Here is a 20110-nt window from a genome sequence, read left to right as displayed (position 1 = left end):
TGGCGAGTGGTGATCCGCTATTGGCCGCTGTTGGCTCATCGGCCGGCAGGCCATCAGGCCATCAGGTATAGGCGATGCCCCAGACCTTCTCGGCCACGTAACCCCAGTGCCGCTGGTCGGCGGCATTACTGCGGTCGATCACGAAGGGCGGAATGATCAGCGTGGGACCAGTCTGGCCCTTGACGATCTGGCCCTTCTCCCAGAAGTATTTCTTGTTCTCGTACGGCCCGATGGGGACTTCCTTGCCGGGGATGGAATACTTGACCAGCATTTCCACCGCCACCTCGCCATAGGCGATCGGGTCCTGCGAAACGCAGGCGTCCATGTAGCCATCCTGGATCCAGCGCAGCGCCACCGGCTCGCCATCGATGGTGACGAAGATGACATGGTCCTTTTCATCGACCTTCTTCCAGCGGTTCTTCTGCTGCAGGGCGGTGGCGATGCCGCGTGCCGGTGAATCGCTGGGCGCGTGCACGGCGTCCAGATCGGGATGTTCGGACAGCGTGGCCAGGGTGACGGAGAGCATCTGGTCCAGCTTGCCTTCGGTGGGACGGGCGATGTAGGTAATGCCGGGATACTTGGCGAACTCGGCATCCATGCCCTCCTTGCGCTGGCGCCAGGCCACGCTGGCCAGCGCGCCGTAGCAGTTGAGCACCTTGCCCTTGGGGCTGCCGTGCTTCTTGATCAGACGGTTGATGATTTCCCTGGCAGCCATGACGCCGCCCAGGCGGTTGTCGAAGCTGACGGTGATGGCGACGTTGCCGCTTTCGGCCGGGGTATCGATGATGGCCACCGGGATCTTCTGCTGGTTGTAGCGGCGCAGCGCGCTGACGATGGCCTGGCTGTCGATCGGGTCCGACACCAGCGCCGCCGGCCGCGAGAGCATCAGCGATTGCCATTGCTCCAGCTGGCGGGTGTTGTCGAAGCTGGCGTTGGTGGCCTGGAAGCTGCCCTGGTTGGCTTCGACGGCGCGCTTCACGGCCGCCTCCTCGATCACGAAGAAGTAATAGTCCAGGCTCTTGTTACTGAACGGAATCAGCAGTTTCTGCTGCGCCGAGGCCCAGCGCGTGGTGGCCATGGCCCCCAGTGCCAGGCTGCCCAGGACGATCTGGCGGCGGGTGAATTGGTGATCGTGCTTCATGTCTACCTCCAAATGATTTATATAGTTTTGCTATAAAAACGATGCAAGCGAGGCCATGCCGACTATCGGTGAATATGCGACTGCTTACATCAGGGGCCATCCTCGGGGAAAAACACAACAAGAAAAAATGGGATACAAGTCAAAAAAAACCTGCACCAGACGCGCGGAGTTTTACTAGCTCGCGGCACGCAAGGAAACATAGGAACTGCCATCGAAGCAGCCCACCACCATTGCCGCTGCCTCCCGCGTAAACAGTCCGTTCTCGACCACGCCTGGGATGCGGTTCAGCTGCGTCTCCAGCCACGGGGCATCCGCGATGGCCTGGCAATGACAATCCAGGATGAAATTGCCGCTATCGGTCACCACCGGCCGCTCGTCCCGGGTACGACGGACGATGCGCGCCTCGATGCCCTGCGCGTGCAAGAGGTTGGCAATCATGCGTTCGGTCTGCTTCCAGGCGAACTGCACCACCTCCACCGGCAACGGGAAGGCGCCCAGCCGGTCGACGATCTTGCTCTCGTCGCAGATGGTGATCATCCGGGTGGAGGCATGGGCAATGATCTTTTCCCACAGCAGGCAGGCGCCGCCGCCCTTGATCATCTGGAAGCTTCGGTCGATTTCGTCCGGACCATCGATGGTCAGATCCAGCTGGCCGATCTCGTTGGGGTCCATGATGGGAATGCCGACCTCGCGGGCGACGTCGATGGTGGAGCGCGAAGTGGCGGTGCAGCTGACCTCGAGGCCATCGGCGATGTGCTTGGCGAGTTCTCGCACGAAGAAGTGTGAGGTCGTGCCCGAGCCCAGTCCCAGCCGCATGCCATTGCGCACGAATTCCTCGATGGCACGGCGGCCGGCCAGTTTCTTTGCTTCGTTCTGGTTCAACTGCATGGATCTCTCCTCTTGAAAAACACTGGCCCGGAGGCGGGTGGGCAAAGCGCTAGATCTTGTCCGTCATCCAGGAATCGAGCGCCGGCAACTGGTCGGGAAATTCGCTGTTGCTGGCCACGGCAATGGCGGTCACCAGCATGTTGACCACCAGGTGGTGATTCAGACGCGAAGCCAGCGGCGTCATGAATTCGGTCTGGTCGTAGGGCAGTACCGCGATCAACGCATCCGTGACACCGGCCAGGGGGCTGGCGGCAGCGGTCACCGAGACCACGCGCGCGCCGCCGGCGCGTGCCGCCATGGCCAGTTCCACCATGCGCTTGGTATGGCCCGATTGCGAGAAGATCAGTGCCACCTCGTTAGGCCGCGATTTCTCGGCGTGCATCCACTGCTTTTTCTCTTCCATGACAGCCGAACAGCGCAAGCCCAGGCGCTGGAACTTGTGTTCGGCATCCAGCGCGGTGATTTCCGAGATGCCGCTGGCGTAGATGCCGATCCAGGTGGCCGATTGCAGCAAGGCCGCCGCTTGCTCGATCTGTCGCGGCACCAGATCTTCCAAGGCGCGCTGAATGGCCGACAGCGAGTTGCGGCAAGTCTTGCGCACGATGTTGTCGATATCGTCGTCCTTGGTGATCTGCTCATAGACGAAGGGGGCAGTCGGTACCAGGCTCTGTGCCAGGCTCAGCTTGAAATCCTGGTAGCCATTGAAACCGAAGCGGCGGCAGAAGCGCACGATGGTAGGATCGCTCACGGCGCAGCGCTCGGCCAGAGACGCCATGCTCATGTGGATCACCTCGCCCGGCGCCTGGCTGACGAACTGCGCGATGCGCAATTCGGCCGGCTTCATTTCGTCCTGTTCACGCAGGATCTGCTGCAGCAGGCTGTTGCTCATGACTGTCCTTTCATCACTTGTCCTTATTGCGTTCTATCGAAGGCCGCAGCCAAAGGCGCGATTCTATAGGACAGCAGGTCAGCAAGACGCTGCAACCGCTGCGCCGGTTGCACCCTCACCGCACTGCCCCCGCCCCACGGCACCACGAAGAACGGCGCCCCGGCAGCAGCGGCCGTCGCCTGGTCCACCGGCGTATCGCCGACATAGGCCCAGGTGCCATCGGCCAGCGACATCTGCGCGGCCACCGCCCGCAGGTGCCCCGGATCCGGCTTGCAGGCCGGCACGGCATCGGCGCCCAGTGCCACCTCCACCAGCGGCGAGAGTTGCAGCAGGTCGAGGATCTGGTGCGTCAGGGCATGGGGCTTGTTGGTACAGATGCCCAGCCGGACGCCGGACGCATGCAGGCTGGCGAGGTCTTCGCGGACATGCGGGAAGAAGCGCGTGTGGCTGGCCGGATGGCGACGGTAATGGGTGATGTATTGCTCCACCGCCTCGTCCAGCTCAGCGACATCGAGGTGCACGCCCTGTTCGGTGAGAATGTCATCGATCAGGCGCCGCGGGCCGTTGCCGATAAAGCGTTCCACGCTGGCCACCGACAGTGGCGCATGGCCGTGCTCGGCCAAGTAGGCATTGACGGCGGCCGCAATGTCTGGCGCACTGTCGATCAGCGTGCCGTCCAGATCGAAAATGATGGCCTCATAGCGATAATTGGATGGCTGCCTCATCCTGCCTCCCCCGTGTCGGCCAGGCTGCCCAGGCGCACGAAGCTGGCGCAGAGCGCAGGATAGAGTTGGCGGTAGATTTCCCGTGCTTCCTGGTAGAGCGCTTGATGAACACGATTCGGGTGCTCCCGCGTCAGCTCCGGCAACAACCCGGCGGCGTGATCGATGTCGGGCCACACCTGCATACTGACCCCGGCCAGCAGGGCTGCTCCCAGGGCCGCGCCTTCGGCCGCGCCCTGGCGCGTAACGACGTCGCAGCCCATCATGTCGGCCTGGATCTGGCGCCACAAGGCCGAGCGCGTACCACCGCCGGAGGTGCTGACCGGGCCCGACGGCACACCCATGGCACGCATCAGGGCATGCATGTCGCATAGCGAATGCACCACACCTTCCAGCACGCTGCGAGCCAGATCGGCAGTGTCATGCCGCGCAGTGAGTCCAATGAAGGCGGCACGTGCGGCAGGATCGGGATGCGGGCAGCGTTCGCCGTTCAGGTAAGGCAGGAACAGCAGGCCGCGCGCACCGGCAACACTGCGACCGGCAGCGGCGATGATGTCCTCGAAATCGGGTGCCCGCTCGGCGCCGGCCGCCAGCACCTGACGGAACCAGGCCAGCGCACCGCCGGCATTGAGGGACACCCCCATGGCATGCCAACGTCCGGGTGCGACATTGCAGAACACCTGGATGCGTCCATCCGGCGAGGACAGGGGCTGATCCAGTGCGGCCGCAAGGATGCCGGCGGTGCCCAGTGTGGTCTGCAGCACACCGGGCGCCACCACGCCCGCGCCCAGCGACTGGATGACGCTGTCGCCGCCGCCCCCGATGACCGGGATGCCCGGCGCGATCCCGAACCTGGCCGCCGCCTGGTGGTGCACCCGGGCGCTGACCACCTGCGATTCGTGGCAGCTCGGGAAATGCGCCGGCTCCAGGCCGGCTGCCGTCATCAGCCCGCGCGCCCAGCGTCGACCGCGTACGTCGAACAGGCCGGTACCGGAGGCATCCGAGACCTCGGTGGCGATTTCCCCGGTGAGCAGGTAACGCAGGTAGTCCTTGGGATTGAGGGCAAGGTGCAGACGTTCGTACAGGTGTGGCTCGTTCTTCTGCAACCACAGCAGCTTGCCGCCGGTATAACCGACCAGCATGCGGTTGCCGGTTTGCGTCAGCAAGGCCTCCAGGCCGCCGGCGGCGTGGGTGATCGCGTCGGCCTCGGCCTCGTTGCGCTGGTCGTTCCACAGGATAGCCGGACGCAAGGGGCGGTAGTGCGCATCCAGTGCCGTCAGGCCGTGCATCTGCCCGGACAGGCCGATGCACAGCAGTTCTACCTGCCCGGCCTGCTGCAGCGCCTGGGCCACGGCCAGGCGCGCGCCCTCGACCCAGTCTTCAGGATCTTGTTCCACCCAACGCTCGCGCGGCTGCGAGACTGGATAGGCGACGCTGGCGCTGGCGACGATGCGGCCTTCGGTCGATAGCAGCAAGACCTTGCAGGCCGAGGTGCCCAGATCGATGCCCATCAGACAGGACCGCATGATCAGGCTCCCACGCCGTGGTGCAGGCGCACGTGCTTGAACTGGAAATACTCCAGCAAGCCTTCGCGCCCGTGCTCCACCCCTACCCCGCTCTGCTTGCGGCCGCCATAGGGGGCGTTCATGATGCCGGCATCGACATGATTGAGCGCGACGTTGCCGACGTCGAGTTCAGCGGCACAGCGATGGATTTCCTGCAGGTTCTGGGTGTAGGCGTAGGCCGCCAATCCGTAGGGTGTGTCATTGGCCAGTGCGATGGCTTCGTCCAGCGTATCGAAAGCGGCCACGCCGACTAGCGGACCGAAGGTCTCTTCGCGCATGACCAGCATGGCCGGGGTGCAATCGGCGACGATGGTGGGCTGGAAAAATAGACCTTGCGCGTACTCTTTTCCGGCCGGGGCGGCGCCGCCGGCGACCAGCCTGGCGCCCTGGGCCAATGCATCTTCCAGGTGGGCACGCGTCTTCTGCAATGGCGCCGGTTGCGCCATCGCACCGACGTCGGCAGCGGGATGCAACAGCCCATCGCCGATCACCAGCGCCCGCGCGGCGCTGGCAAAGCGCGTCAGGAAATCGGCATAGATCGGACGCTCGACATAGATGCGGTTGATGGCAATGCAGATCTGTCCCATGTTGCGAAACGAACGCCGCACGGCACCCTGCACCGCTTGCGCCAGATCGGCGTGACGCGTCACCAGCATCGGGCAGTTGCCACCCAGCTCCAATGAGAGGCGCTTGACCGATGGACAGCTCTGCTGGATGCGCAGACCGGTCTGGCTTGATCCGGTAAAGGCGATCTTGGCAACGGCCGGGTGTTCCACCAGCGCCCGGCCGACGCTGGGGCCATCACCGGTCAGCACCGTGACCACACCGGCGGGGATACCGGCCTGAAGCGTCTTCTCGGCAATGTACAGCGCAGTGAACGGAGTGAATTCGGAAGGCTTGATGATCACCGCGCAGCCGGCGGCGACCCCTGCACACAATTTCCAGCCCACCAGTTCGGCGGGGTAGTTCCAGGGCGTAATGGCGGCCACCACACCGATGGCCTCGCGCATCACCACGCTCTGATAGCCGGGCTGGTCGTTGGGGATGACTTCACCATGTACACGCAGCCCTTCCTCGGCATAGAAATGACAGGCCTCGGCCAGCTTGAGAATTTCACCGCGCGCTTCGTTGAAGGGCTTGCCTTGTTCCAGCGTCATCACCTGGGCCATGGAGGAGGCATCTTCCCGGATCAGCTGCCCCAGCGCATGCAGGGCCTCGGCGCGTACCCGAGCCGGCTCCTTGGCCCAGGTGCGCCAGGCGCGCTGGGCACAGGCGACGGCGGAGGCGATTTCCTCCGTGCCGGCCACTGCGATCTCGCCAATTACGGTGGCGCGTGCGGGATTGCGCACCTGCAGCCGTTCACCCTGTCCCTCGACGAAGCAACCATCCACAAACAGCTTGCCCGACAAGCGGGTCAATACTTCCTGCATCGCACACCTCCTTGAGCTAAGGAAAATATAGTATAACTAGATGCAGAGAAGTCGTACAAGCGCAATAGATCGAAATTTCTCGAGAAATATTGCATTTCGACCACGCTTCGTCTGAACCGGGGGACATCAATTTTCTCGTTTATGTAGCATTACTATATTTATCATTCTTTTCAAGGAGGAAGAACATGACCAAGCACTCGCGTTTCGATCTGGACGGCCGGCTCGCCCTGGTCACCGGTGCCGGCCAGGGAATTGGCGCGGCCTGTGCGATGGTATTGGCCGAACAGGGCGCGACCGTCATCTGCAGCGACCTCTCAGCCGAGCGCGCGGCCGTCACTGCGGCGCGGCTGGAACGTGCGGGCCAAGCCTGTGCGCTCGACGTGACCGACAGCGCAGCACTCAATGCCCTGGCGGCGAGACTTCCTCCCTTGGATATCCTGGTCTGCAACGCCGGTATCGTCAGCAATACTCCGGCGGAAACCATGAGCGATGAAGAATGGGAAAGGGTCATGGCGATCAACCTGGGCGGCGTCTTCAAGACCTGCCGGGCCTTCGGAGGGCGCATGCTGGAGCGCGGCCGGGGCAGCATCGTCAATATCGGCTCGATGTCGGGGATGATCGTCAACGTGCCGCAGCCGCAATGCCACTACAACGCCTCCAAGGCGGCGGTGCATCACCTCACGCGTTCGCTGGCGGTGGAATGGGCCTCACGCGGGATCCGGGTTAATGCGGTGGCGCCGACCTATATCTCCACCCCGCTGCTGCAGGAGCTGGAAAAGGAACAGGCCCTGATTGCCCGCTGGCTGGAGCTGACCCCGCAGCAGCGTATGGGGCGCCCCGAAGAAGTGGCGTCGGTGGTGGCCTTTCTCGCCTCGGATGCGGCCAGCCTGATCACCGGCACCGTCATCAATGCCGACGGTGGCTACACCTGCCTGTGATCCCTGCCCGGCCAGGATGGCGCGGGCGCAAAAAAGCCGGCAACCTTGCGGTGCCGGCGTAGCAGCTGGTTCAGCCTGAACGGCCTGGCGGCCTTCGGGCCGATCGGCTCATGCTCAGACCCGGTAGATCTTCTCGCCGGTCTGCACGATCCTGAATTTTTCATTGGACAAGGGGTCCAGGGCGCGCCCATCGGCCAGCTTGTAGCTGCGGCTGAACGCCAGTGCAGCGGCATCGGCTTCATCCTGCTGCGTCTGGTACACCTCTACGTGGTACGCCGCGCCGGTCTTGCCCTTGGCATCGAATTTTTCCACCAGATCCATATGTCGTCTCCTTAGTCGTGGCCTTGCGCCAGGGTCAAAGATAGCAGATTTGACCAGGCTTTCCAGCGCCTTGCATGGTGCACTGCACAGCGATAAGTGCCGTGCAACCGCCGCCGGCACTCAATAGTGCAAGGTCACGCCGACGCCGAACTGCCGCGTCACCTCGGCCTTGTTGAGGCCGAACTTGGCGCCGGCATCCAGATCGATGGTCTTGCTGGGCGACCAGATCACCCCCACCAGCGCATACGACGGCAGCTTGCGACTGGACGCATCCGGATTCTGTGCCACGCCGGTATCGGCCAGCAGGCGCCAATGTTCATCCAGACCATACGAGACCGCCGCCGAGGCGCGCCACAGGGTCTTGCGCTGCGATTGCTGGTCGCTGTCGAGCTTGAAACGGTTGAGCTTTACGCCGAGGTTGCCATGCACGGCCCAGGGGCCGGTTTCGTAGGAAGCGATGCCGGTCAGGGCAGCGCTGCTCTTGCCATTGCCCAGCCCCTTCTCTTCGTCGCCGCTGGGCATGAAGAATTCGGGCTTCAAGGCCAGTGCCAGGCCCTCAGCTTCGTAATAGCGCCACTTGGCGCCCAGCGAGACATCCCCTACTCCGGTGCCGGTAGGCGCCTGGAAGGTCTGCGGCAGATTGAAAAACAGGTCCAGCTTGTCGGTCAACCCATACGTGAGGGTGAAGGCGCCGACATGACCGGCATCGGCGCTCTGTTTGCTCCAGTCGGTGTTCATTTCCAGCTGGATACCGCCTGCGCCCTGGACCCCGGCATCATCGGTGACCAGCGGGTGGGCGGCGAAGGCCGACTGGCTGGCCGCCAGCAACAGCCAGGAAAGACTTAGGATTTTCTTTTTCATGGTAGACCCCATTGTGTGCTGCGATCAGTACGGCATTCATGTCCGGCCGCCACGATGACACAGCCGCGCCCATACGGACGTGACAGCGCACACCGCAGGCGGGGAGTACAGAGAAGTGGTCGGAGCGAACCGAAGGGAAAGCGCGCCGTTGCATGTTCAGAACACGATATCAAAAGCGCGTACCGTGCATTCCGAACAGAAAGAGCGCTGGCAAGGCCTATTTGATGAATATGTCCTGATGGATGGCTGCGGTAAATGCCGTGGCTTTTACGGAAGGAACATCATCGGGCTGGCTTCAGCTGGCCTTGCGGGCGTCGGGAAGAGCTTCACCGGGTGAAGCCTTGCTTCCAGAGCGAGGGGGATAGTAACACCGCCGCCTGACAAATCAGCAACAAAAAGCTTCGATATTTGCTGACCGAATCTGTTCTGTTGCGCAGCCTGATTCAGCCGGGTTGCATGGCCGCAGCGGCCAGTTCCGGCCCGATCTCACGCAGCACACGGGTAGGTACCTTGAGCATCGCGCCCCATTCGCTCCAGTCCCAGGAGACGCGGCCGCACAGGTATTCCAGGCTGGAACTGGGCAGTTCGAAACGCTCGCCCAGCGTCAGCAGATGCGGCAGCAAGGTGGAGCGGGCGGCATCATCGGCCACGCAGATATCGGCCACGCAGCCCGCCAGTTCCAGCAGGCGGACCAGACGTTGCTGGCGGTCCTCCTCATCCAGGCCGCTGTGGTCGGCGGCTTCATGATGCAGCACCGCCTCGCAGAACAATCCGGGGAACAGCCAATCCTGCATCATCGCCGCCGCCAGGGCCAGGTGATCGAAACCGAAGGCCTGCTGTTCCGCCTGGCGCAGGGCGAGGCCGGTGACGCCGCTGCGCAGAATCTCGCCATAGCGCTTGGGACGGGCCGAGGCCAACGCCAGCCGGCCGATATCGGCCAGCAGGCCGATGGTGAACATCTCCGCCGGCGGTGCCACCTGCATCAGGTCACCCAGCGCCTGGCCGGCGCAGGCCATGGCGGTGGCACGGCTCCAGAAGGCATCGTAGTCGAACTCGGTACAGTCGCCGCGGCGGGCCGATTCGGTCAGCGAAATCGCCAGTGCCATCTGGCGCACCGCCTGCAGGCCCACCATCAGCAGCAATTCGACATTGACCGAAGCCACCATGCGGCCCTTGTTGATGTTGGGGATATTGGCGATCTGGATCAGCCGTCCGGCCAGCACCGGGTCGCCCTGGACCTGTGCCACCAGGTCCGGCAGGGCGATGTCTTCCTGCTGGCACATCTGCATGATCCTCAGGCGCACCCCGGAAGGAGCCGGCAAGACTTCGGAGTCCTGTAATTCACGGAAAATCAAGGGATCGACGTAGTTGGACATGAGGATTCGTGTGGTTCTCGGATAAGAGGCCGGCGCCAGCCGCAAGCAATGGCGACAAGGATACCGAATTAATCGCCATTGTGCGTTGCGACATTGCAAAATCCGCAGCCCGCCCGTCCTGCTTTTTGCGCTGCCCGCTGACAGCGCCGCAAGACGCTCACCGACAGCCGGCGCACGCGCTAGCGGTTAAGCTGAAACAGCCTGGAGGACCGGCCGCGCGCCAGCATCAAATCCTGCGGCAAAGCGGAGACAGGCGCACACAAACCGCCCCGAAGCCGGTACAAGCATCCAGCGACAGGCACGAAGCACAGCGAGGACAGAGCAACGATGGAAGACCTGGTGGTGGTACGCAAGGAAGGACTGTATTGCGTGCCCGGCGATTTCTACATAGACCCGTGGCGACCGGTGACGCGCGCCGTGATCACCCACGCCCACGCCGATCATGCCCGCATCGGCCACACCCATTACCTGGCGGCGGCAGCCGGCGCAGGCATCCTGCGCGCCCGCCTGGGCGCCGATATCACCTTGCAGGCCCTGCCCTATGGCGAGAGCGTCAACCACAACGGGGTGCGGCTCTCGCTGCACCCGGCCGGCCATGTACTGGGTTCAGCGCAACTGCGCATGGAGTGGCAGGGACAGGTCTGGGTCGCATCCGGCGACTACAAGCTGGAGGCCGACGGCACCTGTGCTGCCTTCGAACCGGTGCGCTGCCACACCTTCATCACCGAGTCCACCTTCGGCATGCCGATCTACCGCTGGCAGGCGCAGGCCGAGATTTTCGACGACATCAACCGCTGGTGGCGCGCCAATGCCGCCGAAGGCCGCGCCAGCGTGCTGTTCTGCTATGCCTTCGGCAAGGCACAACGCATTCTGCACGGGATCGACGCCAGCATCGGCCCCATCGTCTGCCATGGCGCGGTGGAACCGCTGAACCGGCTCTATCGCGAGGCCGGGGTGGCGTTGCCGGCGACCTCGACCGTGGGCGAAGCAGAGGCCGGCAAGCGCGGCAAGGCCAATGCCTATGCCGGCAGCCTGGTGGTGGCACCGCCTTCGGCGGCCGGGTCGCCCTGGATGCGGCGCTTCGGTGACTATAGCGATGCCTTCGCCAGCGGCTGGATGCGCCTGCGCGGCACACGGCGCCGACGGGGCGTGGATCGCGGCTTCGTGCTGTCCGATCACGCCGACTGGCCGGCCCTGCAGGAAGCCATCGCCGCCAGTGGTGCCGCGCGGGTCATCGTCACCCACGGCCAGGTCGCGACCATGGTGCGCTGGCTGTGCCAGAATGGTCTGGATGCCGCTGCCTTCAATACCGAGTATGGCGACGAAGACGATACCGCTGCCGAAGTCACGCAGGATAGCAATGCCGTGCCGCCCGTCTCCGTGCCCGGCCAGGAAAGGCCCGGCCAGGAGGGGCCCGGCCATGCGTGAATTCTCGCGGCTCTATGCCGAACTGGATGCCACCACCTCCACCACCCGCAAGCTGACGGCACTGCAGGATTATTTCCGGCGCGCCGATGCCGCCGACGCCGCCTGGGCGGTATATTTCCTGGCGGGCGGCAAGCCGCGCCAGGCGGTGCCGACCGGCCTGCTCAAGCAATGCGCGATGGCGTATGCGCAGATCGATGACTGGCTGTTCGAAGAGTGTTATCACAGCGTGGGCGACCTGGCCGAGACCATCGCCCACATCCTGCCGCCGGCCAGCCATACCAGCGACCTCGGCCTGGCACGCTGGATGCAGGAGCGCATCACCCCCTTGCGCGGCGCCGAACCGGAGGTGATCCGCCAGACGCTCTTCCAGGCCTGGGACGAACTGGACTGGCAGGGACGTTTTCTGCTTTCCAAGCTGATCGGTGGCGGGTTCCGGGTCGGCGTGTCGCGCCTGCTGGTGACGCGGGCGCTGGCCACGGTAGCGCAACTGGACCCCAAGCTGCTGGCCCAGCGCATGGTCGGCTGGACCGACGGCCGCGCCCGCCCGGACGCCGAACGTTTTACCCGCCTCATCGCCCCCGATGACGGTGAAGACCATCACCTGCAAGGCGGCCAGCCCTATCCCTTCTTCCTGGCCCATCCGCTGCTGGAGCATCCGCGCCAGCTGGGCCCGCTTGACCGCTGGCAGGTGGAGTGGAAGTACGACGGCATCCGCGCCCAGCTGGTCCGGCGGCATGGCAGCAACTGGCTGTGGTCGCGCGGTGAGGAACTGATCACCGAACGCTTTCCCGAACTGGCGGCGCTGGACCTGCCGGACGGTACCGTGATCGATGGCGAGATCGTGATCCGCCTACGCGATTCCGGCCGACAGGCCGATCGCGTGGCACCCTTCGCCGACCTGCAGAAACGCATCGGACGCAAGAACCTGACTGCAAAAATGCTGGCCGAGCTGCCCGCCGGACTGATCGCCTATGACCTGCTGGAGCAGGATGGCCATGACCTGCGCGGGCTACCCCAGCAGCAGCGTCGCGCGCGCCTGGAGCAGCTGGTACACCGACATCCGGCGCCGGCCCTGATGCTGGCCCCGCAGATCGTGGCGTCCGACTGGGACGCGCTGGCGCAGTTGCGCCTTGGTTCGCGCCAGCGCGGCGTGGAAGGCATGATGCTCAAGCAGGTCGACGCCCATTACGGCATCGGTCGCACCCGCAACGCCGGCACCTGGTGGAAGTGGAAGGTCGATCCCTACTCCATCGATGCCGTCCTGATCTATGCCCAGGCCGGCCACGGCCGACGTGCCTCGCTCTATACCGACTACACCTTTGCGGTCTGGGATACCCCCGCAGAGGCTGATGGTGAGCGCAGACTGGTGCCCTTCGCCAAGGCCTATTCGGGATTGACCGATGCCGAGATTGCCATCGTCGATCAGACCATCCGCAAGACCACCATAGAGAAATTCGGCCCGGTGCGCAGTGTGCGGCCGTCCATGGTATTCGAGATCGGCTTTGAGGGCATTGCCCTGTCGTCGCGCCACAAGGCCGGTATCGCCGTACGCTTTCCGCGCATCCTGCGCCAGCGCATGGACAAGACGGTAGAGCAGGCCGACACTCTGGACAACCTGCGCGCCCTGCTGCCGTCGACACCTGTCCATGAGAGCGAGGAAGATGCCCAGCCCGCCCAGCAAGACCACTAACCGGCGCCCGGTCAGGGGCCATCGCACCGGCCTCCCGAAGGCGGCGCCCATCCCGGCTGCTGCCGAGGAGTGGTTTGCCCGGCGCCACTGGCAGATATTCGATTTCCAGCGCCAGGTCTGGCAAGCCGCGCAACAAGGTCGCAGCGGCCTGCTGCACGCAGGCACCGGTGCCGGCAAGACCTACGCGGTCTGGTTCGGCGCCCTGTTGCATGCCGAGCCCGACCTGGGCCGGGCTGAGCAGGCCCGCACTGCGCAGGGCTTGCGTATCCTCTGGATCACCCCGATGCGGGCGCTGGCCGCCGACACCCTGCGCGCGCTGCAGGCGCCGCTGGCTGATCTGCTGCCGCACTGGCAGGCCGGCATGCGTACCGGCGATACCGGCTCGACCGAACGCGCGCGCCAGATGAAGTCGCTGCCGCAAGCCCTGGTGACCACGCCGGAAAGCCTGTCCCTGCTGCTGTCCCAGGCCGATGCCCGGCAGCGCTTCGGGCGGCTTGATGCGGTCATCGTCGATGAATGGCACGAACTGATGGGCAACAAGCGTGGCGTACAGGTCCAGCTGGCGCTGGCCCGCCTGCGCCGCTGGCGCCCGGCAATGGTGGTATGGGGGCTGTCGGCCACCCTGGGCAATCTGGAGCAATCGCTGCAGGCCCTGCTCGGCCCTGCACGTGCCGAGGATGGCGTGCTGGTGCGCGGCGAACAGCGCAAGCGCATCCTGATCGACACCCTGCTGCCGCCGCAGCCGGCGCGCTTTGCCTGGGCCGGCCACCTGGGACTGCAGATGCTGCCGGCGGTGGTGCAGGAAATCGAGGCCAGCGGCAGCACCCTGGTCTTCACCAATACCCGTTCGCAGGCCGAACTGTGGTACCAGAACCTGCTGGAGGCCCGCCCCGACTGGGCCGGCATCATTGCCCTGCATCACGGCTCGCTCGACCGTGAAGTGCGGGAATGGGTGGAACAAGGTCTGCGCGATGGCCGGCTCAAGGCCGTGGTCTGCACTTCCAGCCTGGACCTGGGGGTGGATTTCACGCCGGTGGAACGGGTGCTGCAGATCGGCAGCCCGCGTGGCGTGGCGCGCCTGCTGCAACGGGCCGGCCGCTCCGGCCATTCGCCCGGGCGCGATTCCCGCGCCACGCTGGTGCCCACCAACAGCCTGGAACTGGTGGAAGCCGCCGCCGCCCAGGACGCCGTGGCCGCCGGCCGGGTCGAACAGCGCCCGGTACCGGAGTCGCCCCTGGACGTGCTGGTGCAACACCTGGTGACGATAGCCCTGGGCGGCGGATTTCTTGCCGACGAGCTGCTGGACGAAGTGCGCCAGGCCTGGTCCTATCGCCATCTGCGCGACGACCAGTGGCAGTGGGCGCTGGACTTCGTGGTGCGCGGCGGCCAGAGCCTGGGCGCCTATCCGGAATATCACCGCGTGCGTGCCAGCGAGGAGGGTCTCTACCGGGTAGAACTGCCCGCTATCGCCCGCCGCCACCGCATGAATATCGGCACCATCGTGGCCGATGCCAGCCTGCACGTGCAATACATGAAGGGCGGCCGCATCGGCACCATCGAAGAAGGCTTCATCGCCCGCCTGCGCCCGGGCGATCGCTTCCTGTTCGGCGGCCGGGTGCTGGAATTCGTACGGGTGCACGAGATGACCGCCTGGGTCCGCCGCAGCAGCGCCGGCAGTGGTGCCGTACCGCGCTGGCAGGGGGGCCGCATGCCGCTCTCCTCGACCCTGGCGCATGCCGTTCTGGATCGGCTGGAACAGGCGGCCCAGGGCCGCTTCGACGGCCCCGAGATGCACGCGGTACAAGCCCTGCTGGATCTGCAGCAAACCTGGTCGGCACTGCCCACGGCGCAGCGACTGGTGGTGGAAACGCTCAAGAGCCGCGAGGGACATCACCTGTTCTTCTACCCCTTCGCCGGGCGGCTGGTGCACATGGGACTGGCCTCGCTGCTGGCCTGGCGCCTGAGCCGGACGCGCGCGGCCACCTTTTCCATTGCCGTCAATGATTACGGCTTCGAACTGCTGGGCGCGGAACAGGTCGATGTGCGCCGCCTGGCGCCCGAGGCGGCCCAGGTCCTGTTCAGCGAAGAGCAGTTGCTGGAGGACGTACTGGCCAGCCTGAATGCCACCGAACTGTCGCAACGGCGCTTCCGTGAAATCGCCCGTATCGCTGGCCTGGTATCGCAGGGCTATCCCGGCCAGCACAAGAGCGCGCGCCAGTTGCAGGCGTCCTCGGCACTGTTCTTCGAAGTCTTCCGCAAGCACGATGCCGGCAATCTGCTGCTGAGCCAGGCCCAGCGCGAAGTGCTGGAACAGGAGCTGGAACTGGAACGGCTGCGCAGCACCCTGGCCGAACTGCGTGCGCGCAGCCTGACGCTGGTACCGCTGGAACGCCCTACTCCCTTTGCCCTGCCACTGATGGTGGAACGCTTCCGCGAAAAACTGTCGACCGAAAAGCTGGCCGACCGCGTGGCCCGCATGCTGCGCGAGCTGGAAAGCGCCGCCGACAAGACCGCTGCCGGCGCCCCGCCCGCCGCTAGCCGTGCGGCCCGGCCATCTGCCAAGCCTGCTCCCCGGACATGAACGACTACCCCAGTTTCGACGCCGCCGGCGCCACCCTGACCATGCTGCCCGAACGCGCCCTGCTATGGCGCGAGCGCGCCATGCTGGTATTGGCCGATGTGCACTTTGGCAAGGCCGCCGCCTTCCGCGCCGGCGGCATCCCGGTCCCGCATGGCACCACCCGTGACAACCTGGAACTGATCGATGCCCTGGTACAGCGCCATGCGGCGCGCCACGTCGTATTCCTGGGCGACTTCCTGCATGCGCGCGCCGGACGGGCCGCCGCCACCCTGCAGGCGCTGGCGCAATGGCGCAGCCGCAACGCCGGCCTCTCGTTGACACTGGTGCGCGGCAATCACGACCGCCATGCCGGCGATCCCCCGGCCGAGCTGGCCATGCACCTGGTGGATGAACCCTGGCGGGTCGGCCCGCTAGCCTTCTGCCATCACCCGCAGACGGTGGCCGGCGCCTTCGCCATCGTCGGTCACCTGCACCCGGTGTACCGCCTGGCTGCGGCGGGCGACACCCTGCGACTACCCTGCTTCGTGGTCGATGGCAGCTGGGCCATGCTGCCGGCCTTCGGTGCCTTCACCGGCGGTTACCGTGTCCAGGCAGAACCCGGCCAGCGCATCTTCCTGGCCGCCGACGACTGCGTGTTGCCGCTACCGGGCTGAAGGATGCGGCAATGTGGCGTATCATCGGCCGCGCAATGACACCACAATCACAAGGAGAACCCGGAGATGAAACTCAAGACTAGCCTGCTGGCGCTGACGCTGGGCCTGGCCGCCCTCACCGCCACCGCGGCCCGCGCGGACGCACTGTCCGACATCCAGAAAGCCGGCGTGGTACGCATCGGCGTGCCCCAGGACTTCGCCCCCTTCGGCTCGGTCAACACCGATCTGCAACTACAGGGCCTGGACATCGACGTGGCCAGGCTCATCGCGCAAAAGATGGGGGTGAAGGTGCAACTGGTGCCGGTAGCCAGCGCCAACCGCATCGCCTACCTGCAGACCCACAAGACCGACCTGGTGATCTCGACCCTGGGCAAGAATGCCGAGCGCGAGAAGGTGATCGATTTCTCGCAGCCCTATGCGCCCTACAACAACAGTGTCTTCGGCGTGCAGGACATCAAGGTCAGCGGCCCGGCCGACCTGGCCGGCAAGACGGTGGGCGTGGCCCGCGGCACCTTCCAGGACCTGCAGCTGACCGACACCGCCCCCAAGAGCGCCACCATCAAGCGCTATGAAGACAACAACGCCATGATCTCGGCCTATGTCTCAGGACAGGTGCAGCTGGTGGGCACGGGCGACTTCGTCGCCTATGCGCTGGCCGAGAAGGCGCCCAACAACAAGCCCGTGCTCAAGTACATCATCCAGGAGTCGGCCTGCAACGTCGGCCTGAACAAAGGCGAACCCGCCCTGCTGGCCAAGGTCAACGACGTCCTGACAGCGGCCAAGAAGAGCGGCGAACTCAACGGCATCGTGCAGAAGTGGCTCAACGTGCCACTTCCGGCCAAGATGGCGGCGACCTTCCAATAATCCGGTGACGGGGAAGTCGACTTCGAACGAGCCCAGGCCCGCTGCTCCGCATGCCTTCCGGATCGGCCTGGCCAGGCCCGCCCGTCAGAACTTCGAGGATACCGCCAGTCCCCACTTGCGCTCCGGGTCGCCGCTGTCGGGCAGCAGTCCATTCGAGTAATCCAGGCTCAGGCCGACGTTCTGGTTGAAGTTGTAGGTCAGCACCGACTTCCAGTAGTGGATGCTGCGATTGCCCTGCAAGGCCTTCAGGCCGGTATAGGTGGTGGTGAAATCGAAGGGCAGCGCCGGATTGGTGGACGAGAGCGTGAACCCGGCCTGCGCACCCAGGCGGATGAAATCGCGGTGCTGGTCGTAGACATCCGGATCGCCACGATTGATGTAGATACCGTTGCGGCTCTGGCCGATCAGGATGGGCTTGAACGCCAGGCCATTGCCCCAGCGCAGGAAATCGTTGAGTCGCCCCGGCCGTACCGGGGTGAGCGTAAAGTTTACGGTCAGCAGGCGGCTGCCATCGGTGTTGTTGACCAGGTAGTCGGGACGGGCCGTCAGGTCTTCGGTGTTGGCGGTGTCGGGATGGGTGAAGTGGAAGGCCGACAGCATGCCGATCTGGCTGGTGCGGGTGGTGGTGATCTCGGGATTGCCGGCATCATAGGTGGTGACACGGTTCTGCTTGAAGCCGACATACGGTACCGCCTCATAGGTGCTGCCCGGTTCGGCCATGGCGCGCTTGTCCAGCGAATAGCCGGCATAGACCACCACATCATTGGTCCGCGATTGCGCCACATCGTCATTGGCCAAGGCCACCCGCGCGCGTTCGACCGAGGCGAAGCCGGCCTTGTCGCGGTGATCGATGGAGAGCTGATCAGGATTGCCGCGTACGCGGACGTGATCCATCCAGCCCGCTTCCTGGGCCGTGGCCGCAGCGGGCGCGGTTGCCGGTGTAGCAGGGCCGGCCACGGGAGTGGCGGTGCCGGCGGTGGCCGCTACGCCCATGCCCAAGGCGCTGCCGGCATAGGCCAGGGTCGGCGCCGCATCGGACTTGACGCAGCTCAGCGCCACCCGGCTGTCGTCACGAAAGAAGGCGCCCGCTTCACTGCGGCCGCTGGGCCGGATCTGGGCGTCCCTGCCGTCGAGCAGGCGCTGCACTTCCTCGGCCATGTGTTCGACATTGCAGCTGTCACCCTGGCACGCCTGGCCGGCGGCCTTCTCGGCGGCGCGCTTCTGCAGCAGCCAGGCCACCAGCGCCCGCGGCGAGGACAGCGGCGCAGGGTCTCGGCCCACCGACAGGTAGGCCGTGCTGACCGGATACGTGCGGATCAGGGCGCTGGCCAGCTGATCCTTGTCCAGCGTGAGATCGCTGCGGCACAGGCCGTTGATCACGGCGGCATGGGCCAGTGTTGCCGGCGCGGCCAGAACCAGGGTGGTCGCGTAGCGGGAAAGTCGGGGGAGTCGAGGCAGTCGTCGTTGCATGCAGGTCGGGGAAAAGCGTGCGCCGGGCAGACGCACGGACAGGACGGACAGGGGGTGGCCCCCCCGGCGGAAAACGGGTTCAGGCCGCCAGCGGCAGGCCCGGCAGCGGGCGCAGGTCCAGCTGGCCCAGCAGGTAAGGCTGGATCACCATCTTGTAGCAATCCAGATCGAACCCCTTGAGGCTGGCAGCCGGGCGCAGCCGCAACTGACGGTGCTCGCGATCCAGCGACCCCAGATAGCGCCAGTGGTCGATCACGTGCACCTGCTGCCAGCCCTCGCCGTGTTCGACGATGCCCATGGGTCCGGCATAGGGCCAGGGCAGGATGCGCAGGTCTTCCAGCGCCTGCATCAGCCGTTGCTGGTGCTGCTCATGGGATTCTTCTCCGGTGCAGGCGCCCCGGCAGCGACGGATCTGCCGGCCGAAGCAGGCCATGCCGAAGCCGTCCGGCTGCTCCAGGCCGGTCACGATGGAGCACAGGCCGTGGCCCTGAACCAGCTTGTGCAGGGCGTCGAGGGCGGCGCGTTCGCTGGTATAGATGCCGAACAGGTTTTCGGCCCGGCTGAATTCACGCTCTGCCACTTGCATCACCTGCGGCTGGCCGTCGGCATTCAGGCGCAGCGTGAACAGGCCACGCTTGCTGCGCTGCTTCTTGTTGTGTGCCGGGCGCAGATCGCGCAGCAGGCTGTTTTCCAGCAGCGCCGCACCCAGTTCGCCAGCGGTGCGGCGGCATTCGATGCGGCGCGTCTGGCCGATCAGGAACTGTTCTTCGTGGTGATGCAGATGCGCCAGCACCCGGCTGCGCAGGTTGACGCTGCGGCCCACGTACAGCGGTACGTCGTCCACGCCCCGAAAGATATAGACGCCGCAGGCATTGGGCAGCGCCTCGATGCTGGCGCGCTCGATGTGCAAGGGGTAACTGAAGGTGGCAGCCCGGTGGGCCGCCGGCTGGGGGGCGTTGAAGGTCGCCAGCGGCAGGCCGGGAGCGCGCATGCCGCGCTGAGCTTCCTGCTGCAACAGGCGTTCCACCAGCGCGGCCGGCAGCTTGCGCGGCGCGGCTGCGGCCTGCGGCATCAGGGAAGGCATGGCGGCCTGGAGGGGACGGGTCAAAAGCTGAGTCAGCGAAGTGCGGTGGCTGAGGGTATTCATGGCGCTGGCCAATTCCTTCTTGGTATTCATGTCACGTCTGGACGTGCTCGACAGTGTGGCAACTGACCCGGACGCGCCGGGCCATCAAGTTAAAGTGGATTATGAAGTTGGCCCCCCGCGCCCACAGTCGGCAGGAAGATGAAGAT

General features: G+C 65.2%; 17 protein-coding genes. 6 read left to right on the top strand and 11 right to left on the bottom strand.

Annotated features, from left to right (window positions below; translation table 11 throughout):
• Nucleotides 1–61 precede the first annotated feature (61 nt).
• The 6 genes from VE092_RS02205 to VE092_RS02180 all read right to left on the bottom strand — a co-directional run bounded on the left by VE092_RS02205 (nucleotide 62) and on the right by VE092_RS02180 (nucleotide 6635).
• Entirely contained in the window at nucleotides 62–1141 is a 1080-nt protein-coding gene (locus VE092_RS02205; RefSeq protein ID WP_324873370.1) for a sugar ABC transporter substrate-binding protein, read from the bottom strand.
• A gap of 174 nt (nucleotides 1142–1315) precedes the next feature.
• Nucleotides 1316–2029 (bottom strand): ribose-5-phosphate isomerase RpiA, encoded by a 714-nt coding sequence (gene rpiA, locus VE092_RS02200; RefSeq protein ID WP_324873368.1) that lies wholly within the window; start codon nucleotides 2027–2029, stop codon nucleotides 1316–1318.
• Nucleotides 2030–2078: 49 nt separating this feature from the next.
• Nucleotides 2079–2918 (bottom strand): MurR/RpiR family transcriptional regulator, encoded by an 840-nt coding sequence (locus VE092_RS02195; protein WP_324873367.1) that lies wholly within the window; start codon nucleotides 2916–2918, stop codon nucleotides 2079–2081.
• Between the two features lie 23 nt (nucleotides 2919–2941).
• Nucleotides 2942–3643, bottom strand: a complete 702-nt coding sequence (gph, locus tag VE092_RS02190; RefSeq protein ID WP_324873366.1) for a phosphoglycolate phosphatase — start codon at nucleotides 3641–3643, stop codon at nucleotides 2942–2944.
• Nucleotides 3640–5166, bottom strand: coding sequence for a xylulokinase (xylB, locus tag VE092_RS02185; protein ID WP_324873365.1), 1527 nt, complete (start codon nucleotides 5164–5166; stop codon nucleotides 3640–3642). Before xylB ends, gph begins: the two co-directional genes overlap by 4 nt.
• A gap of 2 nt (nucleotides 5167–5168) precedes the next feature.
• The gene (locus VE092_RS02180) at nucleotides 5169–6635 is read right to left on the bottom strand and encodes an NAD-dependent succinate-semialdehyde dehydrogenase (protein ID WP_324873364.1); all 1467 of its coding nucleotides are present in this window, start codon (nucleotides 6633–6635) and stop codon (nucleotides 5169–5171) included.
• A gap of 185 nt (nucleotides 6636–6820) precedes the next feature.
• Here VE092_RS02180 and VE092_RS02175 point away from each other — a divergent pair, with 185 nt between their 5' ends.
• Nucleotides 6821–7573, top strand: coding sequence for an SDR family NAD(P)-dependent oxidoreductase (locus VE092_RS02175; RefSeq protein WP_324873362.1), 753 nt, complete (start codon nucleotides 6821–6823; stop codon nucleotides 7571–7573).
• Nucleotides 7574–7687: 114 nt separating this feature from the next.
• Here the strand turns inward: VE092_RS02175 and VE092_RS02170 are convergent, their stop codons facing one another.
• From VE092_RS02170 to VE092_RS02160, 3 genes are all read right to left on the bottom strand, one after another.
• Nucleotides 7688–7894: a hypothetical protein gene (locus VE092_RS02170; protein WP_324873360.1), complete on the bottom strand. Its 207-nt coding sequence runs from the start codon at nucleotides 7892–7894 to the stop codon at nucleotides 7688–7690.
• A gap of 120 nt (nucleotides 7895–8014) precedes the next feature.
• Nucleotides 8015–8755, bottom strand: a complete 741-nt coding sequence (locus VE092_RS02165; RefSeq protein ID WP_324873358.1) for a transporter — start codon at nucleotides 8753–8755, stop codon at nucleotides 8015–8017.
• A 443-nt stretch (nucleotides 8756–9198) separates the two neighbouring features.
• Nucleotides 9199–10131 (bottom strand): HDOD domain-containing protein, encoded by a 933-nt coding sequence (locus tag VE092_RS02160; protein WP_324873355.1) that lies wholly within the window; start codon nucleotides 10129–10131, stop codon nucleotides 9199–9201.
• Between the two features lie 327 nt (nucleotides 10132–10458).
• Here VE092_RS02160 and VE092_RS02155 point away from each other — a divergent pair, with 327 nt between their 5' ends.
• The 5 genes from VE092_RS02155 to VE092_RS02135 all read left to right on the top strand — a co-directional run bounded on the left by VE092_RS02155 (nucleotide 10459) and on the right by VE092_RS02135 (nucleotide 17347).
• Nucleotides 10459–11559 carry a ligase-associated DNA damage response exonuclease gene (locus tag VE092_RS02155; protein ID WP_324873353.1) on the top strand — a complete coding sequence of 367 codons (1101 nt, stop codon included), beginning with the start codon at nucleotides 10459–10461 and terminating at the stop codon, nucleotides 11557–11559.
• Complete coding sequence (locus tag VE092_RS02150) at nucleotides 11552–13249, top strand: ATP-dependent DNA ligase (protein WP_324873351.1); 1698 nt, start codon at nucleotides 11552–11554, stop codon at nucleotides 13247–13249. The genes VE092_RS02155 and VE092_RS02150 overlap by 8 nt, the downstream gene beginning before the upstream one ends.
• A complete protein-coding gene (locus VE092_RS02145) occupies nucleotides 13221–15830 on the top strand; it encodes a ligase-associated DNA damage response DEXH box helicase (RefSeq protein WP_324873349.1) in 2610 nt (869 codons plus the stop codon). Before VE092_RS02150 ends, VE092_RS02145 begins: the two co-directional genes overlap by 29 nt.
• Entirely contained in the window at nucleotides 15827–16483 is a 657-nt protein-coding gene (gene pdeM / locus VE092_RS02140; RefSeq protein ID WP_324873347.1) for a ligase-associated DNA damage response endonuclease PdeM, read from the top strand. The genes VE092_RS02145 and pdeM overlap by 4 nt, the downstream gene beginning before the upstream one ends.
• Before the next feature lie 66 nt (nucleotides 16484–16549).
• Nucleotides 16550–17347 (top strand): transporter substrate-binding domain-containing protein, encoded by a 798-nt coding sequence (locus VE092_RS02135; protein WP_324873345.1) that lies wholly within the window; start codon nucleotides 16550–16552, stop codon nucleotides 17345–17347.
• A gap of 84 nt (nucleotides 17348–17431) precedes the next feature.
• On the opposite strand, the gene VE092_RS02130 is transcribed toward VE092_RS02135, so the two are convergent.
• Nucleotides 17432–18817, bottom strand: a complete 1386-nt coding sequence (locus VE092_RS02130) for a hypothetical protein (protein WP_324873343.1) — start codon at nucleotides 18815–18817, stop codon at nucleotides 17432–17434.
• Between the two features lie 79 nt (nucleotides 18818–18896).
• The gene (locus tag VE092_RS02125; protein ID WP_324873341.1) at nucleotides 18897–19994 is read right to left on the bottom strand and encodes a nucleotide excision repair endonuclease; all 1098 of its coding nucleotides are present in this window, start codon (nucleotides 19992–19994) and stop codon (nucleotides 18897–18899) included.
• Between the last annotated feature and the right edge of the window lie 116 nt (nucleotides 19995–20110).

The sequence above is a fragment of the Herbaspirillum sp. genome, assembly GCF_035644555.1.
Lineage (GTDB): Bacteria > Pseudomonadota > Gammaproteobacteria > Burkholderiales > Burkholderiaceae_D > Herbaspirillum.
Note: the sequence above shows the minus strand (reverse complement) of the source record. Positions and strands in the feature narration are given on the sequence as shown.

Bases quoted from the DNA above. Each gene is read 5' to 3' on its own strand.
- VE092_RS02205 (WP_324873370.1), bottom strand. From the start codon at position 1,141: ATGAAGCACGATCACCAATTCACCCGCCGCCAGATCGTCCTGGGCAGC.
- rpiA (WP_324873368.1), bottom strand. From the start codon at position 2,029: ATGCAGTTGAACCAGAACGAAGCAAAGAAACTGGCCGGCCGCCGTGCC.
- VE092_RS02195 (WP_324873367.1), bottom strand. From the start codon at position 2,918: ATGAGCAACAGCCTGCTGCAGCAGATCCTGCGTGAACAGGACGAAATG.
- gph (WP_324873366.1), bottom strand. From the start codon at position 3,643: ATGAGGCAGCCATCCAATTATCGCTATGAGGCCATCATTTTCGATCTG.
- xylB (WP_324873365.1), bottom strand. From the start codon at position 5,166: ATGCGGTCCTGTCTGATGGGCATCGATCTGGGCACCTCGGCCTGCAAG.
- VE092_RS02180 (WP_324873364.1), bottom strand. From the start codon at position 6,635: ATGCAGGAAGTATTGACCCGCTTGTCGGGCAAGCTGTTTGTGGATGGT.
- VE092_RS02175 (WP_324873362.1), top strand. From the start codon at position 6,821: ATGACCAAGCACTCGCGTTTCGATCTGGACGGCCGGCTCGCCCTGGTC.
- VE092_RS02170 (WP_324873360.1), bottom strand. From the start codon at position 7,894: ATGGATCTGGTGGAAAAATTCGATGCCAAGGGCAAGACCGGCGCGGCG.
- VE092_RS02165 (WP_324873358.1), bottom strand. From the start codon at position 8,755: ATGAAAAAGAAAATCCTAAGTCTTTCCTGGCTGTTGCTGGCGGCCAGC.
- VE092_RS02160 (WP_324873355.1), bottom strand. From the start codon at position 10,131: ATGTCCAACTACGTCGATCCCTTGATTTTCCGTGAATTACAGGACTCC.
- VE092_RS02155 (WP_324873353.1), top strand. From the start codon at position 10,459: ATGGAAGACCTGGTGGTGGTACGCAAGGAAGGACTGTATTGCGTGCCC.
- VE092_RS02150 (WP_324873351.1), top strand. From the start codon at position 11,552: ATGCGTGAATTCTCGCGGCTCTATGCCGAACTGGATGCCACCACCTCC.
- VE092_RS02145 (WP_324873349.1), top strand. From the start codon at position 13,221: ATGCCCAGCCCGCCCAGCAAGACCACTAACCGGCGCCCGGTCAGGGGC.
- pdeM (WP_324873347.1), top strand. From the start codon at position 15,827: ATGAACGACTACCCCAGTTTCGACGCCGCCGGCGCCACCCTGACCATG.
- VE092_RS02135 (WP_324873345.1), top strand. From the start codon at position 16,550: ATGAAACTCAAGACTAGCCTGCTGGCGCTGACGCTGGGCCTGGCCGCC.
- VE092_RS02130 (WP_324873343.1), bottom strand. From the start codon at position 18,817: ATGCAACGACGACTGCCTCGACTCCCCCGACTTTCCCGCTACGCGACC.
- VE092_RS02125 (WP_324873341.1), bottom strand. From the start codon at position 19,994: ATGAATACCAAGAAGGAATTGGCCAGCGCCATGAATACCCTCAGCCAC.